Raw genomic sequence first — 23,611 nt, forward strand, 5'->3', positions numbered from 1 at the left:
CACACCAACACTCATGCCCGGTTGACTCTGCCGACGCACCCGCTTCAAACGCGGACCGACAAGGCCGGTCAATCTTCATGACGGTTGTGGCTATGACGTCTCCGTTGTTTCGGCGGATACCGGACAACCGATCGTCGGAGCACGGATCTCGTTCGGCTGGACCGACATCTCGCGAGACTATCAAACGGGCGATGACGGCACGGCGAGGATTCGGAACTTGGGAGCGGACGATTGGTACTTTGTCATTCAGGCAGACGGCTTTGCAACGGAATTCAAAAAGACGTCCGAGCAGAAACTCGGGTCGGTGTTGCCGATGCGATTCGAATTGAAACGCGGGGGTAGCCTCGTCGGCACCGTTCGCGATGAAGACGGAGTGCCCCTCGCCGACGCCAAGGTCTCCGTCTCGCCCGCTGACATCAGCATGTCGCCCGGCTACGGGAAAACCGCGACCGACTCGAAAGGAAACTACTCCTTCGACGGATTACCGATCGGACGACCGCTCCGGGTGATTGGGAAAGCTTAAACAGTTGACGCTAAAGGCCGAGAAGCCGTCCGTCGTTCACATTGCGATCGACTTCAAAAAGTATCCTTCCGCTCACAGCGTCTCACTCTCCGCCGAGGACTACTCGCGAGGCCCGAACGCAGTGAATCTGGCGTACAGCAGCGAATCGAAAACGCTTGCCGCAGACGACCAAGAAGTGACGTTCGATCATTTGCCATCGGGGCACTACGTGATTGGGCTGAGCGAAAAACCCGTTCCGATGGAACGCACCGGAGGTTACCGCGTCAACACGATCACAAGCAAGTCGATCGTCATCCCCGAAGGCAGCGAATTGCACGTCGGATTCTAGTGCGTTGTCAGGCTTAAGAAGTGGGGTAAGCTTCTAGCTTGCCGTCTCGTTTCACTCGTGAAACGCAAGCTGGAAGCTCACGCTACTTTCTTGCTGACGCTAAAACTTAGAATTGACAAAGCACTAGTTTCCCGACGCAACAAAGCGACCTGACCCTTTGTTGACCTGCCCCCAACGTTTTGCCCCCATGTACAGTTAACCCGGCCGGATCGGGCGAGACGCAAAATCGCTTGTGAGAAAATCTGAAAAGAATCAGCAACGAATCCCTGGATGCGACGAAAACCAAAGATCACGCAGTCGATGGCATTCTAAACGGGGAATTCAACGTGAGCTGGTCCTATGACAGTGCAAACCAAGTGTGGCGCTGCACCAACTTTTCGGATCTTCAGTACGCCGAAATCAATAACTTTGCCGAATACGGCCAACCCGTCAGCCCTTATCAACCGGGTTACGACCACGACCACGTTCCCGATTTCGGCAATGTGGTGATCGAAATGTCGCAGGCCGCGGTGATGAACAGCGGCTACGGCGAGAACATCACCGCACTCGATTTCCCGCTGGTTAACCATTTCTTGGACAACGGCGTGATGATGGGGGACACCCGTTACATGCCCCAAGTGGTCGAACGCGGTGCCGATGCCGTGTTGGCAGCCATCGGCGCGATTGATCGATTGCCGTCCGGCCGGCACCAGCTGGGGCACTTGATTGCTCGGGGAACCGTGCGAAACAGGGATCGATTCATCTCGACCAACCTGTACGGATGGGGTGACTACGGCATCACGCCGGGTAGCATTTCGGCCGGTGACGCCGCCTACATTCACGGCACCGTCAGCTTTGCCTTGAAACGCAACACCGTCTTCGTGGTGACCTCGGCTGAACGCCGCGTGGAAGCGGAGATCGGTGCCGGCGACGACAACTGGGATTTCAATTCCAGCACCATCAACCCGGTGATCAACGCGACCGTGGCCACGTTACTTGGCCCGGACCACTACAACCTGACCGCCCCGATCCGAATTCAATTCCGCGGCACCGGCAAACGCATGACTGCGACGAAACGACTGTGAGTGGCGTAAGCTTCCAGCTTGCGTTGCCGGAACCCAAAAGAGGTTAGTGATCCGCAGCGCTAGACCATTCCCCAACGCCTTCTTAAAAACCACTCCGCCGACAACATCCCGGCGAACAGGGTGAACACCAGCCAGCCGCTCGCGGGTCCATCGCCCAAGCGATTCTTTTCGATCACCGGCGTTTCGGCACTGCGGCGTTTTTGGGCAATCGCATCGATCAACGCATCGATCTGTTGCGGATCGAACGAGGCACCGCCGTGGTCGGACGTCAGGTCGGCCAATTGTTTCATGTACACCGGATCGGCCATCGGTCGCGCCAGTTCACGACTGGTTTCGGTCACTTGAAACGCGACTTCGTCGGGTTCGATCGATTCGTCACTGGCCCGAACGACCAGCTTGTAAAAGCCCGGTTCCAATTTGGGAATCGTCCCGCTGATCCTCGCTTCGCCGCTGGCCGTTGCGGTCACATCCAGTGACGTTTCGTTGCCTTGATCGTCGACCACCACTGCGGAAAGCGTCACATCGGTCGCGGTCTCACCGACACGCATCAACCTGGCACGAAACTCCGGTCCGCGGTCGGATTCGAATCGCCGCAGGTCCAGCTCCGCGATCAGGCGATCGCCGCTGGATTCTTCGCGCGACATCAGCCACAACATCAACTGTCGCCAGAACCGTTGATGGGCTTCTGCTTTCCCCGCCCGCCACCAGCGATAGGTTTCATCGATCGCCAACGACGCCACGCGGCCCTTGCCGTAACCGCCGATCACCAACAGCGGTTGTTGCTTGTCGGTCGCCAGCAGCGTTTGCACCCCGGCGGCGGCCTTCGCGCCGACCAGTCGGTTGGCGCCGGACAGATCGGGCAACGACTTCCAAACCGACGCAGGGTCTCGTCCGCCCAGATCAACAATGGGGTGGCGCCGGGCGACTTCGATTTTGATTGGTCCTGGAACTTGCGCGGTTGATCGCGCCGCCCGCTCCGCCGCGCTCATCACACCGCGTGTCGGTTGCCGACGTCGTGACGGATCCATTTTGATCGGCAGCACGTCGGCCAATGCTCCGTCAGCGTAGCCGCCGGTGCCATAGGTTTGTAGCCCGCCGAGGGTGATCAGTCCGGCACCCTGGCTGACGCGCTCGGCAAGCTGTTTCAGCTGTGCATCGCCCAAGGCACTGGAATCCAAATCGCCGATGATGAAGATGTCGTAGCGTCCCGGTTTCAAGACGGCATCCAACGAAACCGGCCAGGTCCGGTCACCGCGAATCGGAGCGTAATCCAGTTCCAGATCGGGGAAGCGTCGCAGGGACCGCCGCAAGAACGTTTGCTCCGGCCGCCCGGGACCTTCTAAGATCAAAATACGACCGCCGCCTTCACGGACGTCGACAAATGCCGTTTGAGCGTTGTTGCTGGTCACCCATTCGCCGTCTTGTGCGGCCGCCTCCACTTGCAAGCGATACAGCCCTGGCGCGGGAGCCGTCATCGGGATGGTCAGCGCGACCGATTCACGCGCGCCGCGGGGATCGATCTGACGTGACCGCGCTTCGGTCTTGGTTCCATCGGCATCGATCCACGACACCGTCACGGGGATTTGTCGATTCGCCAACCCACTGGCCTCGACCGTCACGGAGACATCGAATTGATTGCCGGCGAACAATTGAAAACTGTCCGGCAAATTGGACAGCGCGACGTCACGAGCCGACGCGTCGGTGCTGGGCGGCCCGATCGGGACCGTCCACAGCGGAACCGCCAACGCATCGAGCACTTCGGCGCCGCGCCGGGCGGCGGTACTTTCGTCCGCCGTCTGGCTTTCGGAATCCGTAACTGCGGTTTGCGTTCCGTCACCGAACAACACGACGCCCGCCATCGGTTTGCCGGCGGCCGCATCGATGGCGCCCTGCATCGCCAACCCCAGGTTCGTTTCATCGCCGGCCGGTTTCATGGAGTCCACGGCATCGGCCAGCCGCGCGATCGCATCACGTTGTCTGGCCTGGGCAATCGATTCGGATCGGGAATCATAGCGGAGCAGCTGCACTTCCAACATTTCATCCAGCGTGCCGACTTCCGACAACAAGCGTCGGAGCGCCGTTTGCTGGCTGGTCCATCGATCCGCCCCGTCACCATCGGGCAGCGACATGCTGCGTGAGGTATCGACCGCCACGACCAGCGTCGCCGCTGCGGGGCGATTGTCGGTTCGTACCACCGTCGGGCGCATCGCGGCGATCAACAGCACGATCGCGGCCAAGGATCGCAGCAAGATCAACCACTTGCGTTTGCTGGGATCGTCCGTCGGCGGTGCAACGAGAGTGATGACCGCCGCGATGGCGATCATTGCCGCCAGGGCAACCCAGATCGATCCATACAGCGGTTCCAGGGTGAATCGTGTCATGCCGCCGATCTCCGCCTCGTCGAGCCGGACTTTGCCGCCGGCGAGCGACGGTAAAACCGGTTGCCCAACACTTGTTCCAACATGAAAACAAACAGCGCCAACAGCATGATCGGCGACCACAGCGAGACGACCCGAGCGTCATCGCTGGAGGTCCACTCCATTTCATCGAGCGAATCGATTCGCCGCAGACGGTCGGGACCGAACAGGCGTTCCAATCTGGCCGCATCGATCCGCGTGGTCGCCAGTTGCTCGCGAGGCAAATTGGTCGTGAAGCCGAGCCCGATTTCATCGCCACGAATCCAATGCACGCCACTGTGTTTGGGTTGCCCGACCACGATTCGCAGCGTCCCAACGCCGCCCGCGTCGTCGCCCTGCGGGACATTGATCGGAATCGGAGTCGCTCCGACCGGAGGAAACCATTGCAACCGTCGTGGATTGCCGTCGACTTCGGCCGCGACTTGTTGACGAATCGGAATTGAAACCGGCGCACCGACGCGGGTCATCCAGCTTTCGGCGCTGCGGCCGGTCACATAACGCGTGAGATCGCGAACCAACGAAAACGCCGGCCAGTACTCGTCGGCTTGAAACAGTTCGTTCCAGGCCGAAGAGGGAGGCGTGATGGCTGGGATCGGTGTGGTCATCAACAAAATCCGCCCGGAGCCCGATGCGTTCTCGGTTGTCGAACCCTCGGCGGCGGATTTCAAACGCCATTCGACGACCGCGGCATGATCCGTGCCGGCGTATCGCATCAACACCTGGGCGTTGTCCGAGGAGGCGAGTTGCCAATACTGGTGGATTCGAAAATCTTGAAAGGGGACACCGCCGGGCGTGTTGGCCAGCGTGACGAGGGCGGGATGGGATGCGGCAGAGATTTCCAGGAACGTTCCCGGTTCGGGGACGCGCCAACGTCGCCGAAACACCGGCCAACCTTCGACCGCGACGTTTTCTTCGCCCAGCCGATCGCCTGCGGCGACCCACACCGAACCGCCCTGTTCACGATACCGAATCAGCTCGGGCTCGCCGAGCGCGCTTGCGGGCGGGTCGAGCAGGATGACCCCGTCAAAGTCGGTCATCCGCGAGGCAGCAATGTCATCGTAGCCGATGCGTTCGATCGCGTACTGGGATGCAGGGTCATCGATCGGCGCCGGCGCCGAGACGGCCCAGGCAATTTCTTCGGCTTCTTCGGGTTGGTCGCTGACCAACAACAATCGACTCGGCGGCAACACCGCCACGCTAAAGTAACTCGCGTCATCGATCGCCAACGCGTCGGCACCGACCAATCGGATCGCACCGTGGTGCAACCCGACCGGCAACGGCGGCAAGGTCATCTGCAGCTCGACATCGCGGCCGGGTTGCATCGTTACACTCAGGCGGTCCACCGGCTTGGCCTGGGGGCGAACGATGTCGCCGTCGCGGACCACGGGCAGGGCGGCGCTGCTGGGAAACAAGACGCATTCGGCGGTGACGCTGAGAGAACCCGGCGGCGTTTCGCTCGTCTCGCCGGGCGCGCCGTCTCGATTCGTCTCCGAGTCGACCGCCTCGTCAGCTGGAGTTGCGACGGCTTCAAGTGACAGGACCGCCGCGACGGTGATTGAGGTTTCCGGAGCCGGCGACACATCGGAAAGGGTTGGCGACGAGACGGAGCGATTGGTGCCGACGGGACCGCCCATGTCCCAAACCGTCACAGCGACGCCGGACGATTCCAGCAGCGCGGCCAGCGACTGACCCGAGAGCTCATTGGCGAAACTCGACTCGGTCAATCCGCTCAAGATCACCACTTGTCGCGACGGAATCTCGGACGTCTGAAGCAATCGGGCCGCCGCTTCGACCCGCGATTCCAGCGGTTGCACCACTTCCAGTGCACGCAGGGCATCGGTTTTGGAGAGCGCCCCGGTCACGTCGAGTGAAAACGCGGCGGGGGCGCTGGACCGATCGATCACGGCGAACCGGCTTTCCCGGTTGGCGGCCAGGATCAACTGCTTGGCGGCCGCACGGAGACGATTGAGTTGTGTTTCATCACCCGTTCGCCAGGCCGCCAGCGGGGCATTGTCGACGACGACGGCCAGGGCGACCGGCGACGCGTCATCGATCTCCGGCTTGGTGCCGCTGGCCAACGTGTACCCGCCCCACCCCAGGGCAACGATCAACGCCAGGGCTGCCGCAGCGAGCAACGACCGAACCAGCGTTTTTTGATTCGGTTTGCCGGCCGCAATCGATGCCATCGCCAACAGTGCGATCCCAGCGATCGACAGGATTCCGATCGTCGACCAGGTCAGCGAGAGCGCACCGGCGATCACCGGGCGGGCCAGAGCCAACGCGACCACGGCGAAGGCCGCGATACGAAGCGCCAGCAACCACCATCGTCGCACCCGGACCTTGCTGCGGTTGGTCTCGAACCGTTGGGTCAGCAAGCGGACCGACGGAAACATCACCTGCTTGGGTTCTTTTCGCGCGATCAGATGCAACGCGATCGGAATCCCGACCGCGGCCAGTGCGAACAACAGGGCGGTGTTAACGAACGTCACAGATTACTCTTCCAGTGCCCGTTTCCGCATCCGCCGAACCTTGTCTTGGTGATGACGGTGGGTGCGAAAGGCATCCAGTCCGGCAAGGATCACGATCACCATCAGGATCAACGACACGATCGACCAAGCCGCCACAAAGACAACCCCCACGTCGGCAAACGTCGCCGCCAGGATCAGTAACCCACAGATTCCGATCAGCACGTTGACGCGCAGACGAGATTTTTTGCGGCGGCGACGGTATTCGACGTCTTCATCGCCGTCGAAGGTGTCGTGGGGCCAACCGCGGTGTTCGGTCCACTGCAACCAGCACGCGAAAAACAACAGCGTGACGCCCAGCAACAACCCTCCGGGAAACATCGCAGACACTCCTATCGAGTCGGATCGGTTGCGGTGGAACTCAACGAGACGAGCCACTGGTGTGCGACCCAAACGACCGCCGCGATCGACTCGCCGCTGCAGTTTTCGGGCACGTCTTGTTCGGTGTGCCAGTACGACGGCGCCCCGATTCCCGGCCGCGGATAGTCGAAATCGATCACATCAATCGTGGGGATCTTGGCGATCTGGTTGAGCGGCAGATGGTCGTCTCGCAATTCATGCCGCGTCCGCATGACAAAGGCTTGGACACCGAGCTGATCCGCCTTCTTCCAAAACGATCGCGCCACCGTTTTGGCGAATCGGATGCTGTTGACTTCATAATAAAGCTTCAGCTCCTTGTCCCCGATCATGTCAAACAAGACCCCGGCGGCGTAGGGCACCGTGGGAGGATTGTTTCGGTATTGTTCGGCGAAGTAAGTCGATCCTAGAAAATAACGACCGCCATCGCGTTGCCAAATGAATTCTTCGCCGTCAAACAGGACCAAGTCGACGCCGATGTCGCTGGGCAGGTCATGCAGCTGATTGGCCAATTCCATCAATCCGGCGGTGCCGCTGGCGCCGTCGTTGGCACCGACAAACACGCCTCGTGGATTGTTCGGATCGCGATCCGGGTAGGGGCGGGTGTCATAGTGGGCGCAAAACAAAAAACGCTTCGGGCGCTCGGGATGCCAGGACGCGATCAGATTGACCATCGTCAACGGCGAACCGTCGCGGGGGTCGCGTGTTTCAAAGGCCTGCCGGGTCACCGCGCCGCCACGCTCGCTGAAGAACGCTTCCAACAGACGTTGTTGACGCACCATCGCGGCGCTGCCCGAGGGTCGCGGTCCCAGATCGCACAATTGTTTCAAGTACGACATCGCCCGCTCGGCATCATAGCGATCGGGAATCGGATTTCGCGTCGGGCTCTCCACCGCGACCACTCCCCGTTGGAACGCACCGGTGGAGACGATGATCAACCACGATCCGGCCCCGAGTAACAGACCGATCAACAGCCAAGCGATGGCGGAGCGTGATCTGGCGGCCGGCCCGGACGACTCCGCCGGGCTGGGATCCTCGCTCTGAGGCATCGGCTGGCGGGATCGCGCACGCGGCGAAGACGTCATCGCAGCATCGGATGTTGGGGTCATTCGAAGTCCATTTGAAGACGTCATTCGGTTCGCCGGTGGCACCACAGACATACCGGCAGCTTCATTGTACGCGTTCATGCCGCCCTCGGGCTAGGAGTTGATGCCGGCACGGCGATCATCAAAACAGCCGGTTGTACCCATTCAGCGCCGCGACGCGGTAGGCTTCGGCCATCGTCGGATAATTGAAGGTTGTTTCGACAAAGTATTCCAACGTCAGGTCTTCGGAATCCATCACCGCCTGCCCGATGTGAACGATCTCCGACGCGTTGGCCCCGAAACAATGCACCCCCAGGATCTTCAAGGTTTCGCGATGGAACAAAATCTTGAGCATCCCGACCGTGGTGCCCATGATTTGAGCCCGCGCCAGACTCTTGAACTGGCTCTGGCCGACTTCGTAGGGAATACGATTTTCGGTCAATTCCCGTTCCGTTTGGCCGACCGAGCTGATTTCGGGACTGGTATAGATTCCGGTGGGCAGATCCTTGACGCGGAGGTTGCCGTCTTTGCGTCCCAGGACGTGCATCCCGGCCGCCCGGCCTTGGGTGTAGGCGGCACTGGCCAGCGAGGGATAGCCGATCACGTCCCCGACGGCGTAGATGTGTTCTTTGGCCGTTTGGAATTGTTCGTCGACATCCAGTTGCCCACGCTTGTTGGGCACCAAACCGATCGCCTCCAGCCCCAGATCGTCGGTGTTCCCGGTACGTCCGTTGGCCCACAGCAAGACGTCGGTTTTGATCTGTTTGCCGCTTTGCAAGTGCAAGACGACGCCGTCGTCTTGGCCTTCGATACGATCAAACGTTTCGTTGTGACGTATCACGACGCCCTGGTCACGCAGGTGATACGACAATGCGTCGACGATTTCATCGTCCAAGAACTCCAGCAGCTTACCGCGTGTGTTGACCAGATTGATCTTGACGCCGATGTTTCGAAACATCGAGGCATATTCGGTGCCGATCACGCCGGCGCCATAGATCGTGATGGAACCCGGTTTTTCAGGGAGATCCAGAATCGTATCGCTGTCAAAGATTCGCGGATGGTTGAAATCGACTTCCGGCGGCCGATAGGGGCGTGTTCCGGTGGAAATCACGAACGCCTTGCTGCGAATGGTTTCACCGTTTTCGATCTCAACGGTGTGGTCATCGACAAACCGTGCATGGCCGAAATAAATGGGGACGCTGTTGCGGTCGTAAAACGACTGCCGCATCGTTACCTGTTTGGCGATGATCTCGGCGGTGCCGCGACGGAGTTGCTCCATCGTCGGGGTGGTGTGAATCCCGAGTTCGCGGAAGATTGGGTTTTTCAACACGTTCATCGTGTTGGTGATCGTGTACCGTAAGGCTTTGCTGGGGATCGTCCCCCAGTGCGTGCACCCGCCGCCGATCTGTCGGTATCGTTCGGCGATGCCGACGCGCAGCCCGCCCTTGCGTGCCTGCATCGCGGCCCCTTCCCCACCGGGGCCGGTCCCGATGACAAACAGGTCAAAATCAAAGTCGTTGTCAGCCATTTGCGTCCGCTTTTTTCGTTCGAGTTCTCAGTTCTTACTCCGCTTGTTTTACGATGTTGATCGCTTGTGTCCAATCCGATGTGAGTTTTGCTCAGCCTGAGGCCAATTTAGCGAGAGTCCTGGCGTGGATGCAAAAAGCGGCTCATGGCCCGTCCGATTCGGCGCCCCACGCGGCAGGCCCCGCCGCCGCAGAATTAGTCGTTTTTCCCGAGTGCATGCTCACCGGATACACGTTTGACTCGCGCGAGCAGGCCCGCGAGGCGGCACTGGAAACGGAAAGTCCAATCTTTACCAGTTTGGTCGAAGCGGCGACTGATTGGAATCAACTGGTCACGATCGGTTTTTTGGAGCGATCTGGAGAGCGACTCTACAACTCCGCCGCGCTGCTGGGGCCCGACGGCATGATCGGTTGCTACCGCAAAATCCATTTGCCGGGTTTGGGGGTGGATCGCTTCGTCGACCGCGGCGAACAAGCGTATCAGTCCTATCCAGTTGAGACCGCCCGATCGGGTGAAGCCAGCATCGGATTGGCGATTTGCTACGACGCTTCGTTCCCGGAGCCGATGCGCGTGCTGGGGCTTTCCGGGGCCGACGTGATCGCGTTGGGAACCAACTGGCCCAAGGAAGGTCTCCACACGTCGATGATCGTCCCGCCGGCGCGAAGCATGGAAAACCACCTGTATTTCGTCGCGGCGAACCGCGTCGGCAACGAGAACGGATTCGCGTTCTGTGGGCGAAGTTCGATTTGCGGCCCCGATGGCGTGGTGCTGGCAAGGAGCGACGATGACCAAGAAACGATCCTATTTGCCGAAGCCGATTTAGCGATCGCCCGCAACAAATCGATCGAGCGCACCCCCGGTGCGCATGTCATCGACCGATTTGCCGACCGTCGCCCGGAATTCTACGGGAGGATCGTCGAAACCCCGGACAAGTAACATCACGTGGCATTCTCATCAACACGTTGTTCGACCCTCCCTGCCAGGGAGGGTTACTGAAGACGTTATCGCACTTCGATGTTCAACGGTGGGATCGCCGCATACACGCCGCGGGTAAAGATCTGTTCGATCCAATTGTCCAGGCGGACGATGGGACGCTGGGGCACGATCACCACGTCGTTGTCACGCAACCAGATTTCGTCCGCCGGTGTCGGTCGCTTTCCAAAGACCGCTCCTTGCAGATCCAGCATCGTCGAAATCAATCGCCAATCTTCGGCCCGTCGCAGCACGACGACTTGACGCATGTTCCCACCGGGCAAGTGGCCGCCGGCTTGGGCGATCGCGCCGAGCACCGTCGTTGGGCCTTCCAATTGAATGCGATTGGGTGTCGCGACTTCGCCGAGCACGTACACGAAATGACTGGCCTGCTGCGTCAAGATCGGTTCGGCTTCCAATCCGACGACCAGTTCGCGATAACGCAGGTTGATCTCTTTCTTCAACTCGGGAAGCGAGAAACCCTGAACACACAGTCCGCCGATGCCTGGCAGACGAATCTTTCCATCGGGCATCACGGTGACCGCGAGTGCTTGTTGCTGCAATCCACTCTGTCCACCGACGGCGTTTCGAATGTCATCGGCCAATCGGTTGGTGCGAACGGGCGTGACATCGATCGAAGGCTCGTCGTAGAGTTTCTTGTATTTCTGTTCCAGCACCTCTCGCAGCTGACTGATCGAAAGGCCAGCGGCATGGACTTGCCCCAACAAACGTACCGTGATCGTTCCATCGGGCTGAATTTCCAAACCGCGTTCGAGTGTTCCTCGCTGCAGATCCGCATCGGCCACCGACTCGATCAAAACTTCGTCACCGGGAGCCAACCGATAGTCGCCCTGTTCTTGGCGTCGGGTGATCAAATAAATCACTTGCAGTTCGTCGCCTGGACGCAGACGATATTCGCCCAGATGCGCGTAACGTGATGGACCGGCATAGCCCCCCGGTCCGTAGGCATCAAACGGCATCGGCGACATGTCTCGCCAACGTCCTTCGGCCCCGCAATGGTCCTGACAGTCGACCGCCATCATGCATTTGGCGCAGCCGCCCCGGCACGGATATCCACCGGGGACGTTTCGACAGCCACAATCGGTTTCGCTGGCTTTGCCTGCGCCGGTAACCGACAGCTGGGGTGCCGCTGTCATCGACGTCTGGGCGGACCCCTCCTGGCAAGTGCACAGGCACACGGCGACTACGACGGTCGCGGTCAGCGTTGATACGAGATTCAGGCGAATGGATGATGGAGACTGCATGCCAAATCTCACGGACTCGAATGACGTTGGGAGTGATCGAATGAAACGCTTGCGGATGAACGCGGATGAACAACGAGCGACACGCCGCTACCACAAGGTTGGGAACTTGCCGAAGAATCGTTTGATCGCTGATCCTTGCTGCTCCGGCGCGGGGCCGGTCGCCGACGCATCGTAAACCTCGAACTCGTCAGCGCGATAGCGTTCATCCACCCTGGCTTCGATCACATCGGGATCATACGTTGATGCTTCGTTCGGTTGCGGTTTCGAAGTCAGTTTCGGCAACCGAAACCCGGCCAGTGAGGCGGGGATGAATCGAGACGTTTTTTTCTCCGGCTGTGTCGTGACCATTGCGTTCGGTTCGCCCGACGATGTCGGACGCTGGCCGTCATCGCGGGACGCGGGGCGGGCCACCGTCGCAGGTGATGTCAGCGTGTTGACCGCCGGTGAGATCGACGCGAACTGGGTCGGTGAAAGTTCAATCACTTTCGGAAAACGCGTCTGTGCGGCAGCGGGCGTCGCAGCTTGGACCACACGTCGGTCAAAGGAGTCGTCGTCGACCGAATGGGGCTGTCGCGCCGTCACGCGGTCTAAAGCTGTTGCGATTTCTCGTGTGGGTGAAAGCGACATTGCGTGTCGAAGTGTCCATTGTGCTTCTGCATCAAGCCCCATGTCGGCCAACTGCATGCCCAAACGCGCCGCCAGACTGGCGTTGGACGGTTGGCCCTGGAGTGCTGCACGACGGAGACAAAGCGATGTTTCTTCGGGCAACCATTTGGTTTCATTGCGGCCGAGCTGGATCGCCGCAATCAGGTCCATTGCCTGGGCGGCTTGCACGTGACGGGCGGCAAGCGGTGCCAGTTTCACGCGTGCATAATCCAGATAGCGGTCGGCAGACTGAGTCGGCGTCAGACCGACCGACCCGGCACCGGCCAGCGCGGGTGTTTGGTGCGACGCGGCGATCGCGGCGATCAATTCGTCATCGACCGCCGCCCCGGATGCAACGAAATCCCTCGCCTCGCGAATCGCGGTGCGAGCGATGCGAACCTCCTTGGCAGCGGTCGCGGGACGCTGCAACGATGCGGTCTGTCGATCGGCGACGTCGATTCCCGTCGCGGTGAGTTCCAGCGCTTTCCAAGCCGACGCTTCGGCCGATGACCACGCCCCGACGGAATATTCGCGGTACGCATCGTCCAGATGTCGGCTGGCTCGCGTTAAGCACGAATCGGCCGTGATCGACTGCAACCAAGGCGACGAAACCACCTCTTCAGCGGCCATCTGCGGCGGTGCCGATGGCAGGGCAGCCGGCTTCGATTCCTGCGGCGATTGAATCGAGCGTGATCGCACCGGCGGTAAACGACGGGGCACCGTGACGGTGGCTGGGGCCACCAAGGCAACGTCGTCTCGCCCGATCCCCGCGTGTTCGACCTCAGCGGGCGGATCCGGCAGGGGGACCGTTGTGGTGGGACGGTTCGTCGGGCCGGCGGTGATGGATGGGCCGGCGGTGATGGATGGGCCGGCGGTGATGGATGGGCCGGCAATCGACGGGGCGGCGCAATACGGATTCTCACGCGTTCCGGCGTGCACCGTCGAAGCGGCTCCAGAGAGCACGATGCCGATCAGCACAACGCGTGGTCGATTGCGAAGCGTCATCCGTTTCCGCTGTGTTCGGTTCATTGGTCTTCCGTGTCCGTGCCGTCCGGTCGGGCGTCAACTCAAACGTGCTCACCCTGTTGAGAGAGTGATCACCGTGGTGATGATCGGACAGGTTGCAACGATGATCCCTGTCATTTCGGCGATCGGCACCTGTCGTTGGCGGTTCTGGACGGTTGATCTGCTACAACCGGCATAAGTTCGCCAAAGATGAGAAATGACAGCAATAGCTGGTTGCACTACAGCGGTGCGGGGCGACCGTAGAAATAGCCCTGGGCCAGGTCGAAGCCGAGCCTTTGACAGGCTTCCGCTTCGGTGGACGTCTCGATGCCCTCGGCCAGCGCCTTGATTTCCAGATCGCGGACCATTCGGACAAGCGTTTGGAGCATGCGGTGCCGTGGCTCATCGGCGTGATCGATGGCGTGAATCAGCGAGATATCGAATTTCACGTAGTCGGGGCGTGCTTCGATCAACTCCGCCAGCCGCGCTTGTCCGGAACCGAAGTCGTCGAAGGCCAATTCGATTTCCAGGTCTTTGACCGCGGCGGACAACTCTCGCATGACCTTGCGATTGGTGACACTGGCTTCGTGGATTTCGAGCACGAGGTCGGTATTGCCGGACATCTGACGAACTTGGACCAGCGATTCGATCAGCTTGTCGGCATCCTCCATTTCCTTGGGGTGCGTGTTGACGAACAAGTTCGGCCGCGCGGGCAGGTCTCGTCCGACGCGAACGCCTTCCCAACGCAACAGTTCACTGAGTTCGACTTCCAGATTCAATTGGCTGGCGGCGTGAAACATGGCGGCGACCGATTCGAGCCCGAACACGCTGCCGCGTCCCAGAATTTCGTGCCCGACGACGCTTTCGCTGTCGACGTCGACGATCACCTGGAAGTGCGGTCGCACGAGTTTTTCACTCATCATTCGATCGAATTGCACCAGCGCCAACGCTTCGTCGCAGACGTTGCGGGCGATCGTTCCGGCAGACTGCCCGGTGGGCGATTGTCGAAGGACTCGGAAGGGTGCTTCGGCAAAATGGATCAAGTCTTCTTCATCGACACTGACTTGCCCCTGGATTCGTTCGCCGTTGACGTAGGTGCCGTTGGTGCTGCCCAGGTCGGTCAGCAGCAATTTTCCGTCTTTGGCCGATAGGATCGCATGTCGTCCACTGACGGTTTTGAAATTCAGTTTCAGCGAGGATCCGGGTTTTCTGCCGATCGTGAATTCGGGCTCGTCGATCGGCAAGTGACGCAGATTGTCTCGCGGCTCGAGGGCCCCAGACAAAAACCAAACGTCACTCCCAACCACCGTGCTGTGGCAGAGTCGATCGAGTGCGGAAGTGTCGAGCGAGGTCATTGGGTAACGAGCGGATGGGGGCATCAGATTGAGAGGTTCGGGAGGGACAGGTCCGGCGATGGACTCAAATCCCCCCGAGTGAATCGGTGTCAGGGAAACTGTAGGTCGTGAATTGGCCCCCCCATCAACCGATTGCGGAATTCTTTGGGGGGAAGGATTCTGCGGAGGGATTTGTTGCGCCAGCGGGGGCGGGGAGGAAAACCTGCCAGGGAAGCGTTTCCCTGGACGCAATCGCCGTGACGCCGGCTATTGGTGAGCTAGTTTTCATCCAATCGCGTTGACAGAACCTGCCGTGATCGCCCCGTCGGCGATTGCGCCACCTGTCACGCGTCCCCAGGATCCGATCTTCCCGACGACGTCCTGCGACACCCACCCCACTCCCAATCCATTCATTCGGTATGAACGCCGCGATCCACGAAACCCATGCCGTTGATGCGGGCTTGCTCGGCAGCCTTCTGACTGACGATACATTTTGGCCTGCCGAGACCCAATCGCTCTCCGAAACCGGATTGAGCGACTCGTTTATTGAAGGGCTGATTCTGAAATCCGTGTTGAGCGTCGGCACGCTCAGCGGCCGCAGCTTGTCGGAGTTCATCGGTTTGCCCTTCAAGGTGGTCGATCCGCTGCTCGATGTGATGCGAACCCGCAAGATGATCGCGCACGTCCGTCCGGCGCCTTTTAACGACTACTATTATTCATTGACCGAACTGGGGCAGAATCGCGCCGCCGCTCAGATGAAGCAGTGCAGCTACGTCGGCCCCGCGCCCGTCCCGCTCTCGGATTACGTGCTCAGCGTCGAAGCCCAGTCGGCCGGTTTGGAGCCGGTCACCCAAGACCAATTGCGTCAAGCGCTGTCGGGAATCTCCTACCAGCAAGACCTGTTGGACTTTATCGGGCCGGCGATCAACAGCAACACCGGACTGTTCCTGTTCGGTGAACCCGGCAACGGCAAAACCACCATCGCCCGCTGTTTGACGCAATGTCTCGGCCAGGAGATCTGGATCCCCCACTCGATCCTGGATGACGGCAACCTGATCAAACTCCAAGACGACGCCTTTCATTGCCCCGCACCGGTCCCCGAAACCGCCGCAAAGATTTTGAAGGCTCAGGAATGGGACCGTCGCTGGTTGCGGATCCAACGACCGACGGTGATGGTCGGCGGCGAACTGTCGATGGAAAACCTCGAAGTCCGACATGACGCCCGCAGCAACATTTGTGAAGCACCGTTGCAAATGAAGAGCAACTGCGGCTGTTTGTTGATCGATGACTTCGGACGCCAACGCATCGAACCAGAAGAATTGCTCAATCGCTGGATCGTTCCGCTGGAAAACCGCTGTGATTTCCTGACCCTTCCGACGGGCAAGAAAATCCAAATCCCGTTTGAACAGATGCTGATCTTTTCGACCAACTTGGATCCGGGTGACCTGGTCGACGAAGCGTTCTTGCGTCGAGTGCCCTACAAGATCTTTGTCGGTGATCCGGGGCCGGATGAGTATCGACAATTGATGAAAACGGTTGCCCGGCAAATGGGATTCCCCGAGACCCCCGAGGCGGCGGAATACCTGCTGTCGTTCTATCAGAAAAAATCTCGCAAGCCCCGACGTTGCCATCCACGCGATCTGCTGAAACAAATCGAAGCCTTTTGTCGGTACCGGCAACTGCCCTTGGGGATCCGCCCGGAGTACCTGGAACGCGCTTGCCGCAGCTACTTCAGCGACCTGTAGCGGCCACCCGAATCCACCAGAGCTGAGTCCACCAGAGCAACGGAAGATGACAACTGTCAAATCGAAACGTATTCAAGCAGGCTACGAGCCGATCGAAGGGTACGTGCTGGAAAAACGAATCGGCCGTGGCGGGTACGGCGAAGTCTGGCGCGCCGTGGCCCCCGGTGGATTGAAGAAAGCTGTCAAGTTCGTTTTCGGACAACAGGACGAACGGCGTGCCGAACAGGAACTGAAGTCGCTCGAGCGAATCAAGAGTGTGCAGCATCCGTTCATTCTGACACTGGAACGATTCGAACTGATCGAAAACCAATTGGTCATCGTGACGGAGTTGGCCGACGGATCGTTGGAGGACGTGTTCAAGCAACACCAGGACCGCGGTTCCTGCGGCATCCCCCGCGACGTGCTGCTCGGGTACATGAAAGACGCCGCAGATGCACTCGATTATTTGCACCAGCTCTACAAGCTTCAGCATCTGGATATCAAACCGGCCAACCTGTTGATCGTTGGCGGACGGGTCAAAGTCGCTGACTTCGGTTTATTGAAAGACCTCGGCGAGGTCGAATGCAGCATGGTCGGCGGGCTGACTCCGATCTATGCGCCGCCGGAAGTCTTTGACGGTCGCCCCAGCCTCCACAGCGACCAATACAGTTTGGCGGTGATGTACCAGGAACTGCTGACGAGCACGCGGCCGTTCAGTGGACGGACGATCGCGCAGCTCGCGACCCAACATGTTCACAACGCCCCGAATCTGAAGCCGCTGCCGGCCAGCGATCGCCCTTGCGTGGCACGGGCATTGGAAAAGTCGCCGGAACGGCGATTCGCCAGTTGCACCGAATTCGTCGAAAAACTGCTGCGTCCCCATGCCGGACACACCGCTGCCGCTGATCACCCCGTCGAAGCGGCGACCCAACCGGCCGCCCACGTGGTCGAAAACCTGCCGCAACTCGATGGCACCGTCGGCTCGGCGAGCGATGTGCACCAGTGCCAAGCATTGGTGGTCGCTCTGGGCGGAACCGGTGCGGATTGTCTCAGTGAGTTGCGGTCGCGAATTTATGAATTCGGCGCCGGATCTCCCGTCGTCCTGCACAGCGTCCTGATCGATACCAACCCCGTCACGACGCAAACCGCGTTGATGGTCGACGGCACCGATGTGGTCCCGCGCTGCCGCGTCGTCGAAGCCCGATTGCGGACGCCCAACGAGTATCGCAACAGCGGGACGGAGCGTTTGAAGACCATTTCGCGACGCTGGATCTATAACGTTCCACGAAACGGCCATACCGGTGGGATGCGGCCACTGGGGCGTCTGGCGTTGATCGATCACGGCGAACAAGTGATGCAGACATTGCGTGACGCGGTCAAGGCCTTGAACGTTGCCAGCGGCGACAACGCCCCACCCAAAATCTATGTCGTCGGCTCCTTGACCGGAGGGACCGGCAGCGGAATGTATCTCGACATCGTCTACTTGCTGCGCCATTTGCTCGACGAATCGGCGTTGGAAAACGAACCGATCTTGTCGTTTCTGACGACCAATCGATTCCAAGGCGATCCCTCGCGACCGCTCGCCCTGCACTCGACCAAATCCGCGATCCGAGAATTGGCGCACTTCTTGATGCCGGGCAATAGTTATCCCGGAGACGCCGGCGTGGGGTGGCCGAGTGTTCCCGCTGCCCGAACGCCATTGCACCACACCTACGTCATCGCCCAGTCCGATCGTCCCGGTGCCCCCTCACCGCTGCACTCGGTCGTCGATTACCTGTGGGCCGATGCGAGCGATTGCGGCGAACTGTTTGCCAGGGGACGACTCGAAGAAGACGACTCACCATCGGGGCAGCGGACCATTCGGACCCTGTGCGTCGCCCAAATCGGTGACCCCGGGGAACGACAACCGAGTCTGCTGGCGCCACATGCGATCAAATTGCTGTTGCTGCGATGGCTGGGCAACCCGCGTGATGCAACGCCCGCAGCGAAAGAGTTTTCATCACGTGTCTGGCGACGCTGCCGTTTGGACGGCGATGCGCTGCGCGGGCAAACCGAACAATGGTTCGGCAACAACCGCCAAGACCGTCGAGCCAAACTGATGGAACGACTCGGCAGCCTGGACTCATCGCTGCTGAAAAATCCAGCCGCCGTCAGGTCGCATCTGGTCAAATGGCTGACGGGCGTGATCGATCTGGACCAAACCGAGGTGTTGGCCGGGCAGATCGTCGAACAGATCGAACGCGAAATCAATGCTCGAATCCAAGACGCCAGACTCAATCTGTCGTCGACGATTACCGGGCTGAATGAAATCCGTCACGCGCTGACAGAACTCCAGCAGACACTGCTGCAGAAATCGGAAGACGAATTTCGCCAGCTTGCCGACCAAGGCAAAGCTCCGCAGGACCAACCGTCGACGATCGGTGGCCAGCCACCGCGACGGCCGATGGCATCACTCCGCAGCGCCTGTGGCATCGGCGAATTACTGGTCGGAATCATCGCCTGCCGCGCCGCCGCATCGGTCGCGACGACGCTCGCGGAGAAACTGGCCGACCTTACCGAAACCTATGTCGACGCCTCGACCCGTCTCGCCCAGGCGATCGCCAACCTGGCCGAAGACGACAGCCGAGCGGTTGACCAATGGTCGATGCTGCCCCCATCGATTCGTGACCAGTTGCCCGGCATCGTCGACCGACTCCACACCGCCAACGCCGTCAGTCAACTGTTCCGCATCATTCAGGCTCCGGCGAGCGTGACCGCGGACACGGTGGTCAACGATTTGTCGATCATCGCGGCCGGTCTGATCCGCGAAGCCATCACCTCCTCGGGCGATTCGCAGGCCTCCGACTCCCGGGCGATTGAGTCACGCGGTTCGGACTGTCTGGATACCAAGACGTCGTCGATCGCCACGACCGATGAACTTGTCCTCGGCAAGACCACATGCTTCAACCCGCAATCCGATCCGGTCGCGATGACGCAGACCCATTCTTGGTCGTCTCCCAGCAAACCGCCCAGCCTGACCGCGGAGTCCGCGTTGGAAGCCGTTCGACCACCGCTGTTGGAATGTGGCGGCAAACAACGCATCTACCTGATCACTCGCGATGCATCGGAACAGCGGATGCTGCAGTCGCAACTGCCCAGCTCCAAGGATGTGTCGCTGACCACGTTCCAGACGCGGGCTGCGATGCCCATGCTCATCCACGAAGCGCGGGACATCAAGTTGGACAACGTGCTGTCTTGGCTGGATGCGTTGACCGGTGACGACGGTCGCATCAGCGATCGTCTCGCCACGCGATGCGATCTGGATTGGGGCTGAGGATCGAGCCGGTGGCGCAAGCTGCCAGCTTGCGACTCTACGCCCGCGGCAGACGAATCGTGAATGCCGTCCCGACGCCCACCGTGCTCTCGACTCGAATCTTGCCGCGATGCGCGTCGATGATCTCTTTACAGGCTGCTAGCCCCAGTCCTGTGCCGCCTTTGCCCGATTCGTCGGGCCCTACTTTGGTCGAAAAGAAGGGATCAAAAATCTGCGGCAGCGTCTCCGCGGGGATCCCCGACCCGCTGTCACGGACGACCAATTCGACCCACTGGGGGTCCTCGCTGTTGGCCAGCCGGATCAACAGGTTGCCACATTCGCCGATTGCCTGTCGGGCGTTGATCAAAAGATTCAGCAACACGCGTTGGATTTGATTTCCACTGACGACCGCCTTGGCCACCCCCGGCTCAATTTCGGTCGTCACCGACACCCGATACTTGTTCATTTCGCGTTCGAGCAAGACCAGGGTGTCCAGGATCAGGCCGCCCAGGTCGGTCGGTTCGAACGATTCGCTGCGATTGCGTGCCTGGGCCAAAATCGTGCCGGTGATTTTCGAGGCACGTTCGGACGCTTCCAGGATTTTTCCGAGCGCCTTGTCGCGTGAAGCGTCGTCGCGATTACGGATCCCGAGCCGGGCGTAGTTGATGATCGTCATCAACACGTTGTTGAATTCGTGGGTCGCGGTGCTCGTCAATTCACCCAGGGTGGCCATCGATTGCGACTGCCTGAGTTGTGCTTTGAGGTGTTGGATGTACTGCTGCTCGTCACTCAACGGGGAACCACCCGCCAGCGCACCGGTGGAGACCGGTTTGCCGCTTGACGAGGAGGTTGACGTCGCGGGCGGCGTTGGGATGGCGTTGGGTGCGTTCATGATCCCCGGGTGGGTTGGCTGGCGATTGCATCGTGACTCCTTTGACCTATCGTCTGCCGCAGTTGATTTGCTACACCCCGTCCTGGGCCGCAGGCAAAGCTTGCCAGTGCTGGTGACGGCCCGCACAATCGGAAAAGTTGCCGGAGAAAGAGATGCCAACCGTGCCCCAACAGTCCCACCCACGTTCTGTGACCGAATCTCCCAATATCGTCCAGCGTTTGGCCCAAGCGATCGGCACCGCCAAAGAAATGGGCTTTGAAGTCCGCAAAATCGTGTTGCACGACCAAATGCCCGGCTGGTGTCAAATCGGCCCGAAAAAAATCCTGTTTCTCGACCTGACTGCCTCCACCGGCGAACAACTGGAGCAGATCGACGAGATCATCGCGTCGTATTGCAACCAACGCGAAGCTCGCCGCGAAGCCAGAGTCGCTGCTTAGAGCCAGAGTCGCTGCGGCCAGCGTGCGGGGAAAAACGACGGGCCCAGCGGAACGTCGCTTTCACCGCGCAGCGTGCGGCCTGATCGATACAATGGAGGCGCTCGGGTACAACGACACCTCTTTTTATCAATCTTTCAGGCGTAGCGGATGTTCTTTAGGCGAATGGGAATAGCGGCAGCCGGCGGGTTTTGTCGGCGGATGGGGATCGGGTTGCGCGCCGGTGCCGATCTCCTGCGACTGCTCCATGCCGAAACCCAATACGGTTCGCCACGCCAGCGTGAAGCGATTTCGCATGTGTTGGAAAGTGTTAAAGCGGGCTTTCAGATCAGCGACGCGATGAAACAGCGTGGAGGTTTTTTTCCCCGCTTGATGATTTCCATGACGCGCGTCGGGGAGAGCACGGGCACCTTGGAACGCACCTTCCTAACGTTGGCGACGCACTTCGAGCAACAGGTGACGCTCCGACGTCTGTTTCTGACCTCGATCGCTTGGCCGGTGATTCAGCTGGTACTCGGATTGGGCGTCATCTCGATTGTGATCTACTTGATGGGAATCTTGACTCCGTCCACCGGAGGCCAGATGACGGACATCCTGGGATTCGGGCTTCGCGGTGGCAAAGGCGTGTTGATTTTCTGGGGCTACATCGCCTGTGTCGCCGCCATCCTGTGGTCGCTGTACTACGCCTATCGACAGAACCTCGCGGGCGTCCAGAACCTGGTTCCGCTGTTGTACCTGATTCCGAAATTTGGACCTTCCCTTCAAACGATCACCTTGTCCCGATTCACCCGCACGCTCGCGCTCGCCCTCGGCGCCGGCTTGGATCCGATCCGCAGCGTCAAACTGAGCTTGGACAGCACCGACAGCGACTATTACCGCAGCGGCGGCGAGATGTTTGAGGCGGCGATCCGTGATCGGGGCGACACGCTCGCCGGCGGATTGCGGGGGACCGACTTGTTTCCCGATCCGTTCTTGCACCTGGTCGAAGTCGCTGAGATGTCGGGCACCGAAAGCGAATCCATCGACCACTTGGCGGTCGAGTATGAAGAGCGAGCCAAAATGGCGATGCGAACGCTTGCGGGCGTTGCCACCGGCGTCATTTGGCTTACCGTCGCCGGCATCCTGATCTTTTTTATCTTCCGCTTTGCGTCGGTGTACCTGGGCGCGGTCAATGAAGCAGCGGGATTGAACTAAAACACTTCGGCAACGAACGTGTTAGCGGAAGGGCGCGAGCGGGCTGTCGNNCAGCGGCTCACCATTGACTCAGCAGATCCCGACTCAATCGACAGCCCGCGAGCCGTCCGGTTTCGGATCAAATGAAAAACGTGAAAGACCGGAGGGCTCGCGCCGCCCGGCCAACAGATCGCCGTTAGACTCCCGACGGACGCCGCACTTGTCACCGACTGCCCTCGGGCCATTCGGCCGGGATCAACTGAACGCCGTGACGTCCCCTGGGTTCGGCGACCCGCAACGAATCGCGAACATAGTCGTGACATTGAATGCACAGGTTCGTCATTTGCAAGTAGGTGAACGTCACACCCTGATGATTCTGTTCCTCGGCCAGCTCTTCGAGCTGATTGCATTGACGGCGGAACTCGGCACTGAAATGCTCGTACACCGTATCCCGTGCCCTCGGCCATTCGGCCGCTTCGCTGATCAACTTCATTTCCTTCGCACCACGGGCGATCGCGGGGAAATCTTTGCGCAGCAAACCCTCCAAAACGTGCTGTGATCGTTTCAACTTGGAACGCATCAGAACGCCTTCGGATCGTTCGATCGGCTGAACCACCGGATCGGCCCACGTGAGCATGGCGAGCGGAATGCTGGTAAGAATCGCCAACAGGACGAATTTGAATCTCATTTCAAAGCCTGGTGCTGAAGCGCATCGCAGCCAAGCCTCCCGGCGGCGACACCACGGATCGAAGTCTCATGGACAAGCGTCATCAATTGCTCTTCAGTAGCAAAATTGCCGGACACCGAAAACGGCAACACGCAGTCGAGAATCGATTTGAGCCAAAATCCCATTCGGGTGTGCAACAACGCACATGAAAAGAGCGATGCGTTCTCACCGCCCGAGGGACGCACGGAGGAGGAATTCCCTCAACCCGGTGGCTTTCGCCGGTTGATGGTGAACCGCGTGTTAGCGTTCCCATGAGGAAAAGGTCAGCCGACAGCGGTCGACGGCTTTTTAAAAAACGTTTCATTGCAAATCACGTTGATTT

Annotated in this window: 19 protein-coding genes; 8 read left to right on the forward strand and 11 right to left on the reverse strand. The window is 59.9% G+C overall.

Annotated features, from left to right (window positions below; all coding sequences use genetic code 11):
• The first annotated feature begins 217 nt into the window (after nt 1-217).
• From NZK35_RS27570 to NZK35_RS27580, 3 genes are all read left to right on the forward strand, one after another.
• Nucleotides 218-523 (forward strand): carboxypeptidase-like regulatory domain-containing protein, encoded by a 306-nt coding sequence (locus NZK35_RS27570; protein ID WP_259635744.1) that lies wholly within the window; start codon nt 218-220, stop codon nt 521-523.
• A complete protein-coding gene (locus NZK35_RS27575) occupies nt 510-851 on the forward strand; it encodes a hypothetical protein (protein ID WP_259635745.1) in 342 nt (113 codons plus the stop codon). The genes NZK35_RS27570 and NZK35_RS27575 overlap by 14 nt, the downstream gene beginning before the upstream one ends.
• A gap of 326 nt (nt 852-1,177) precedes the next feature.
• Nucleotides 1,178-1,915, forward strand: coding sequence for a hypothetical protein (locus NZK35_RS27580; protein WP_259635746.1), 738 nt, complete (start codon nt 1,178-1,180; stop codon nt 1,913-1,915).
• Between the two features lie 59 nt (nt 1,916-1,974).
• Here the strand turns inward: NZK35_RS27580 and NZK35_RS27585 are convergent, their stop codons facing one another.
• The 5 genes from NZK35_RS27585 to sthA form a co-directional block, all read right to left on the reverse strand.
• Nucleotides 1,975-4,296, reverse strand: a complete 2,322-nt coding sequence (locus NZK35_RS27585) for a VWA domain-containing protein (RefSeq protein WP_259635747.1) — start codon at nt 4,294-4,296, stop codon at nt 1,975-1,977.
• Nucleotides 4,293-6,821 carry a BatA domain-containing protein gene (locus tag NZK35_RS27590; protein WP_259635748.1) on the reverse strand — a complete coding sequence of 843 codons (2,529 nt, stop codon included), beginning with the start codon at nt 6,819-6,821 and terminating at the stop codon, nt 4,293-4,295. The genes NZK35_RS27585 and NZK35_RS27590 overlap by 4 nt, the downstream gene beginning before the upstream one ends.
• A 3-nt stretch (nt 6,822-6,824) precedes the next feature.
• Nucleotides 6,825-7,178 (reverse strand): hypothetical protein, encoded by a 354-nt coding sequence (locus NZK35_RS27595; RefSeq protein WP_259635749.1) that lies wholly within the window; start codon nt 7,176-7,178, stop codon nt 6,825-6,827.
• Nucleotides 7,179-7,189: 11 nt separating this feature from the next.
• Entirely contained in the window at nt 7,190-8,323 is a 1,134-nt protein-coding gene (locus NZK35_RS27600; protein ID WP_259635750.1) for a M28 family peptidase, read from the reverse strand.
• A gap of 118 nt (nt 8,324-8,441) precedes the next feature.
• Complete coding sequence (sthA, locus tag NZK35_RS27605; RefSeq protein ID WP_259635751.1) at nt 8,442-9,827, reverse strand: Si-specific NAD(P)(+) transhydrogenase; 1,386 nt, start codon at nt 9,825-9,827, stop codon at nt 8,442-8,444.
• Between the two features lie 53 nt (nt 9,828-9,880).
• On the opposite strand from sthA, the gene NZK35_RS27610 reads away from it, so the two are divergent.
• Nucleotides 9,881-10,762, forward strand: coding sequence for a carbon-nitrogen hydrolase family protein (locus tag NZK35_RS27610; protein ID WP_259635752.1), 882 nt, complete (start codon nt 9,881-9,883; stop codon nt 10,760-10,762).
• Nucleotides 10,763-10,827: 65 nt separating this feature from the next.
• Here the strand turns inward: NZK35_RS27610 and NZK35_RS27615 are convergent, their stop codons facing one another.
• The 3 genes from NZK35_RS27615 to NZK35_RS27625 all read right to left on the reverse strand — a co-directional run bounded on the left by NZK35_RS27615 (nt 10,828) and on the right by NZK35_RS27625 (nt 15,092).
• Nucleotides 10,828-11,955 carry a polysaccharide biosynthesis/export family protein gene (locus tag NZK35_RS27615; protein ID WP_259635753.1) on the reverse strand — a complete coding sequence of 376 codons (1,128 nt, stop codon included), beginning with the start codon at nt 11,953-11,955 and terminating at the stop codon, nt 10,828-10,830.
• A gap of 195 nt (nt 11,956-12,150) precedes the next feature.
• Nucleotides 12,151-13,737, reverse strand: a complete 1,587-nt coding sequence (locus NZK35_RS27620; RefSeq protein ID WP_259635754.1) for a hypothetical protein — start codon at nt 13,735-13,737, stop codon at nt 12,151-12,153.
• Nucleotides 13,738-13,952: 215 nt separating this feature from the next.
• Entirely contained in the window at nt 13,953-15,092 is a 1,140-nt protein-coding gene (locus tag NZK35_RS27625; RefSeq protein WP_259635755.1) for an EAL domain-containing protein, read from the reverse strand.
• A gap of 374 nt (nt 15,093-15,466) precedes the next feature.
• Here NZK35_RS27625 and NZK35_RS27630 point away from each other — a divergent pair, with 374 nt between their 5' ends.
• Together NZK35_RS27630 and NZK35_RS27635 are read left to right on the forward strand one after the other, a co-directional pair.
• On the forward strand, nt 15,467-16,792 hold the full coding sequence (locus NZK35_RS27630; RefSeq protein WP_259635756.1) for an ATP-binding protein: 1,326 nt from the start codon (nt 15,467-15,469) through the stop codon (nt 16,790-16,792).
• A 46-nt stretch (nt 16,793-16,838) separates the two neighbouring features.
• A complete protein-coding gene (locus tag NZK35_RS27635; RefSeq protein ID WP_259635757.1) occupies nt 16,839-20,084 on the forward strand; it encodes a protein kinase domain-containing protein in 3,246 nt (1,081 codons plus the stop codon).
• A 37-nt stretch (nt 20,085-20,121) separates the two neighbouring features.
• Here NZK35_RS27635 and NZK35_RS27640 read toward each other — a convergent pair whose 3' ends face one another.
• Nucleotides 20,122-20,955 carry a sensor histidine kinase gene (locus NZK35_RS27640; protein WP_259635758.1) on the reverse strand — a complete coding sequence of 278 codons (834 nt, stop codon included), beginning with the start codon at nt 20,953-20,955 and terminating at the stop codon, nt 20,122-20,124.
• A gap of 152 nt (nt 20,956-21,107) precedes the next feature.
• On the opposite strand from NZK35_RS27640, the gene NZK35_RS27645 reads away from it, so the two are divergent.
• Entirely contained in the window at nt 21,108-21,392 is a 285-nt protein-coding gene (locus NZK35_RS27645; protein ID WP_259635759.1) for a hypothetical protein, read from the forward strand.
• A 147-nt stretch (nt 21,393-21,539) separates the two neighbouring features.
• Nucleotides 21,540-22,583 (forward strand): type II secretion system F family protein, encoded by a 1,044-nt coding sequence (locus NZK35_RS27650; RefSeq protein WP_259635760.1) that lies wholly within the window; start codon nt 21,540-21,542, stop codon nt 22,581-22,583.
• Nucleotides 22,584-22,785: 202 nt separating this feature from the next.
• Here NZK35_RS27650 and NZK35_RS27655 read toward each other — a convergent pair whose 3' ends face one another.
• Nucleotides 22,786-23,250 carry a hypothetical protein gene (locus NZK35_RS27655; protein ID WP_259635761.1) on the reverse strand — a complete coding sequence of 155 codons (465 nt, stop codon included), beginning with the start codon at nt 23,248-23,250 and terminating at the stop codon, nt 22,786-22,788.
• Entirely contained in the window at nt 23,247-23,414 is a 168-nt protein-coding gene (locus tag NZK35_RS27660) for a hypothetical protein (protein WP_259635762.1), read from the reverse strand. Before NZK35_RS27660 ends, NZK35_RS27655 begins: the two co-directional genes overlap by 4 nt.
• Nucleotides 23,415-23,611: the final 197 nt, after the last annotated feature.

Source organism: Stieleria sedimenti (assembly GCF_025060895.1).
Classification (GTDB): domain Bacteria; phylum Planctomycetota; class Planctomycetia; order Pirellulales; family Pirellulaceae; genus Stieleria; species Stieleria sedimenti.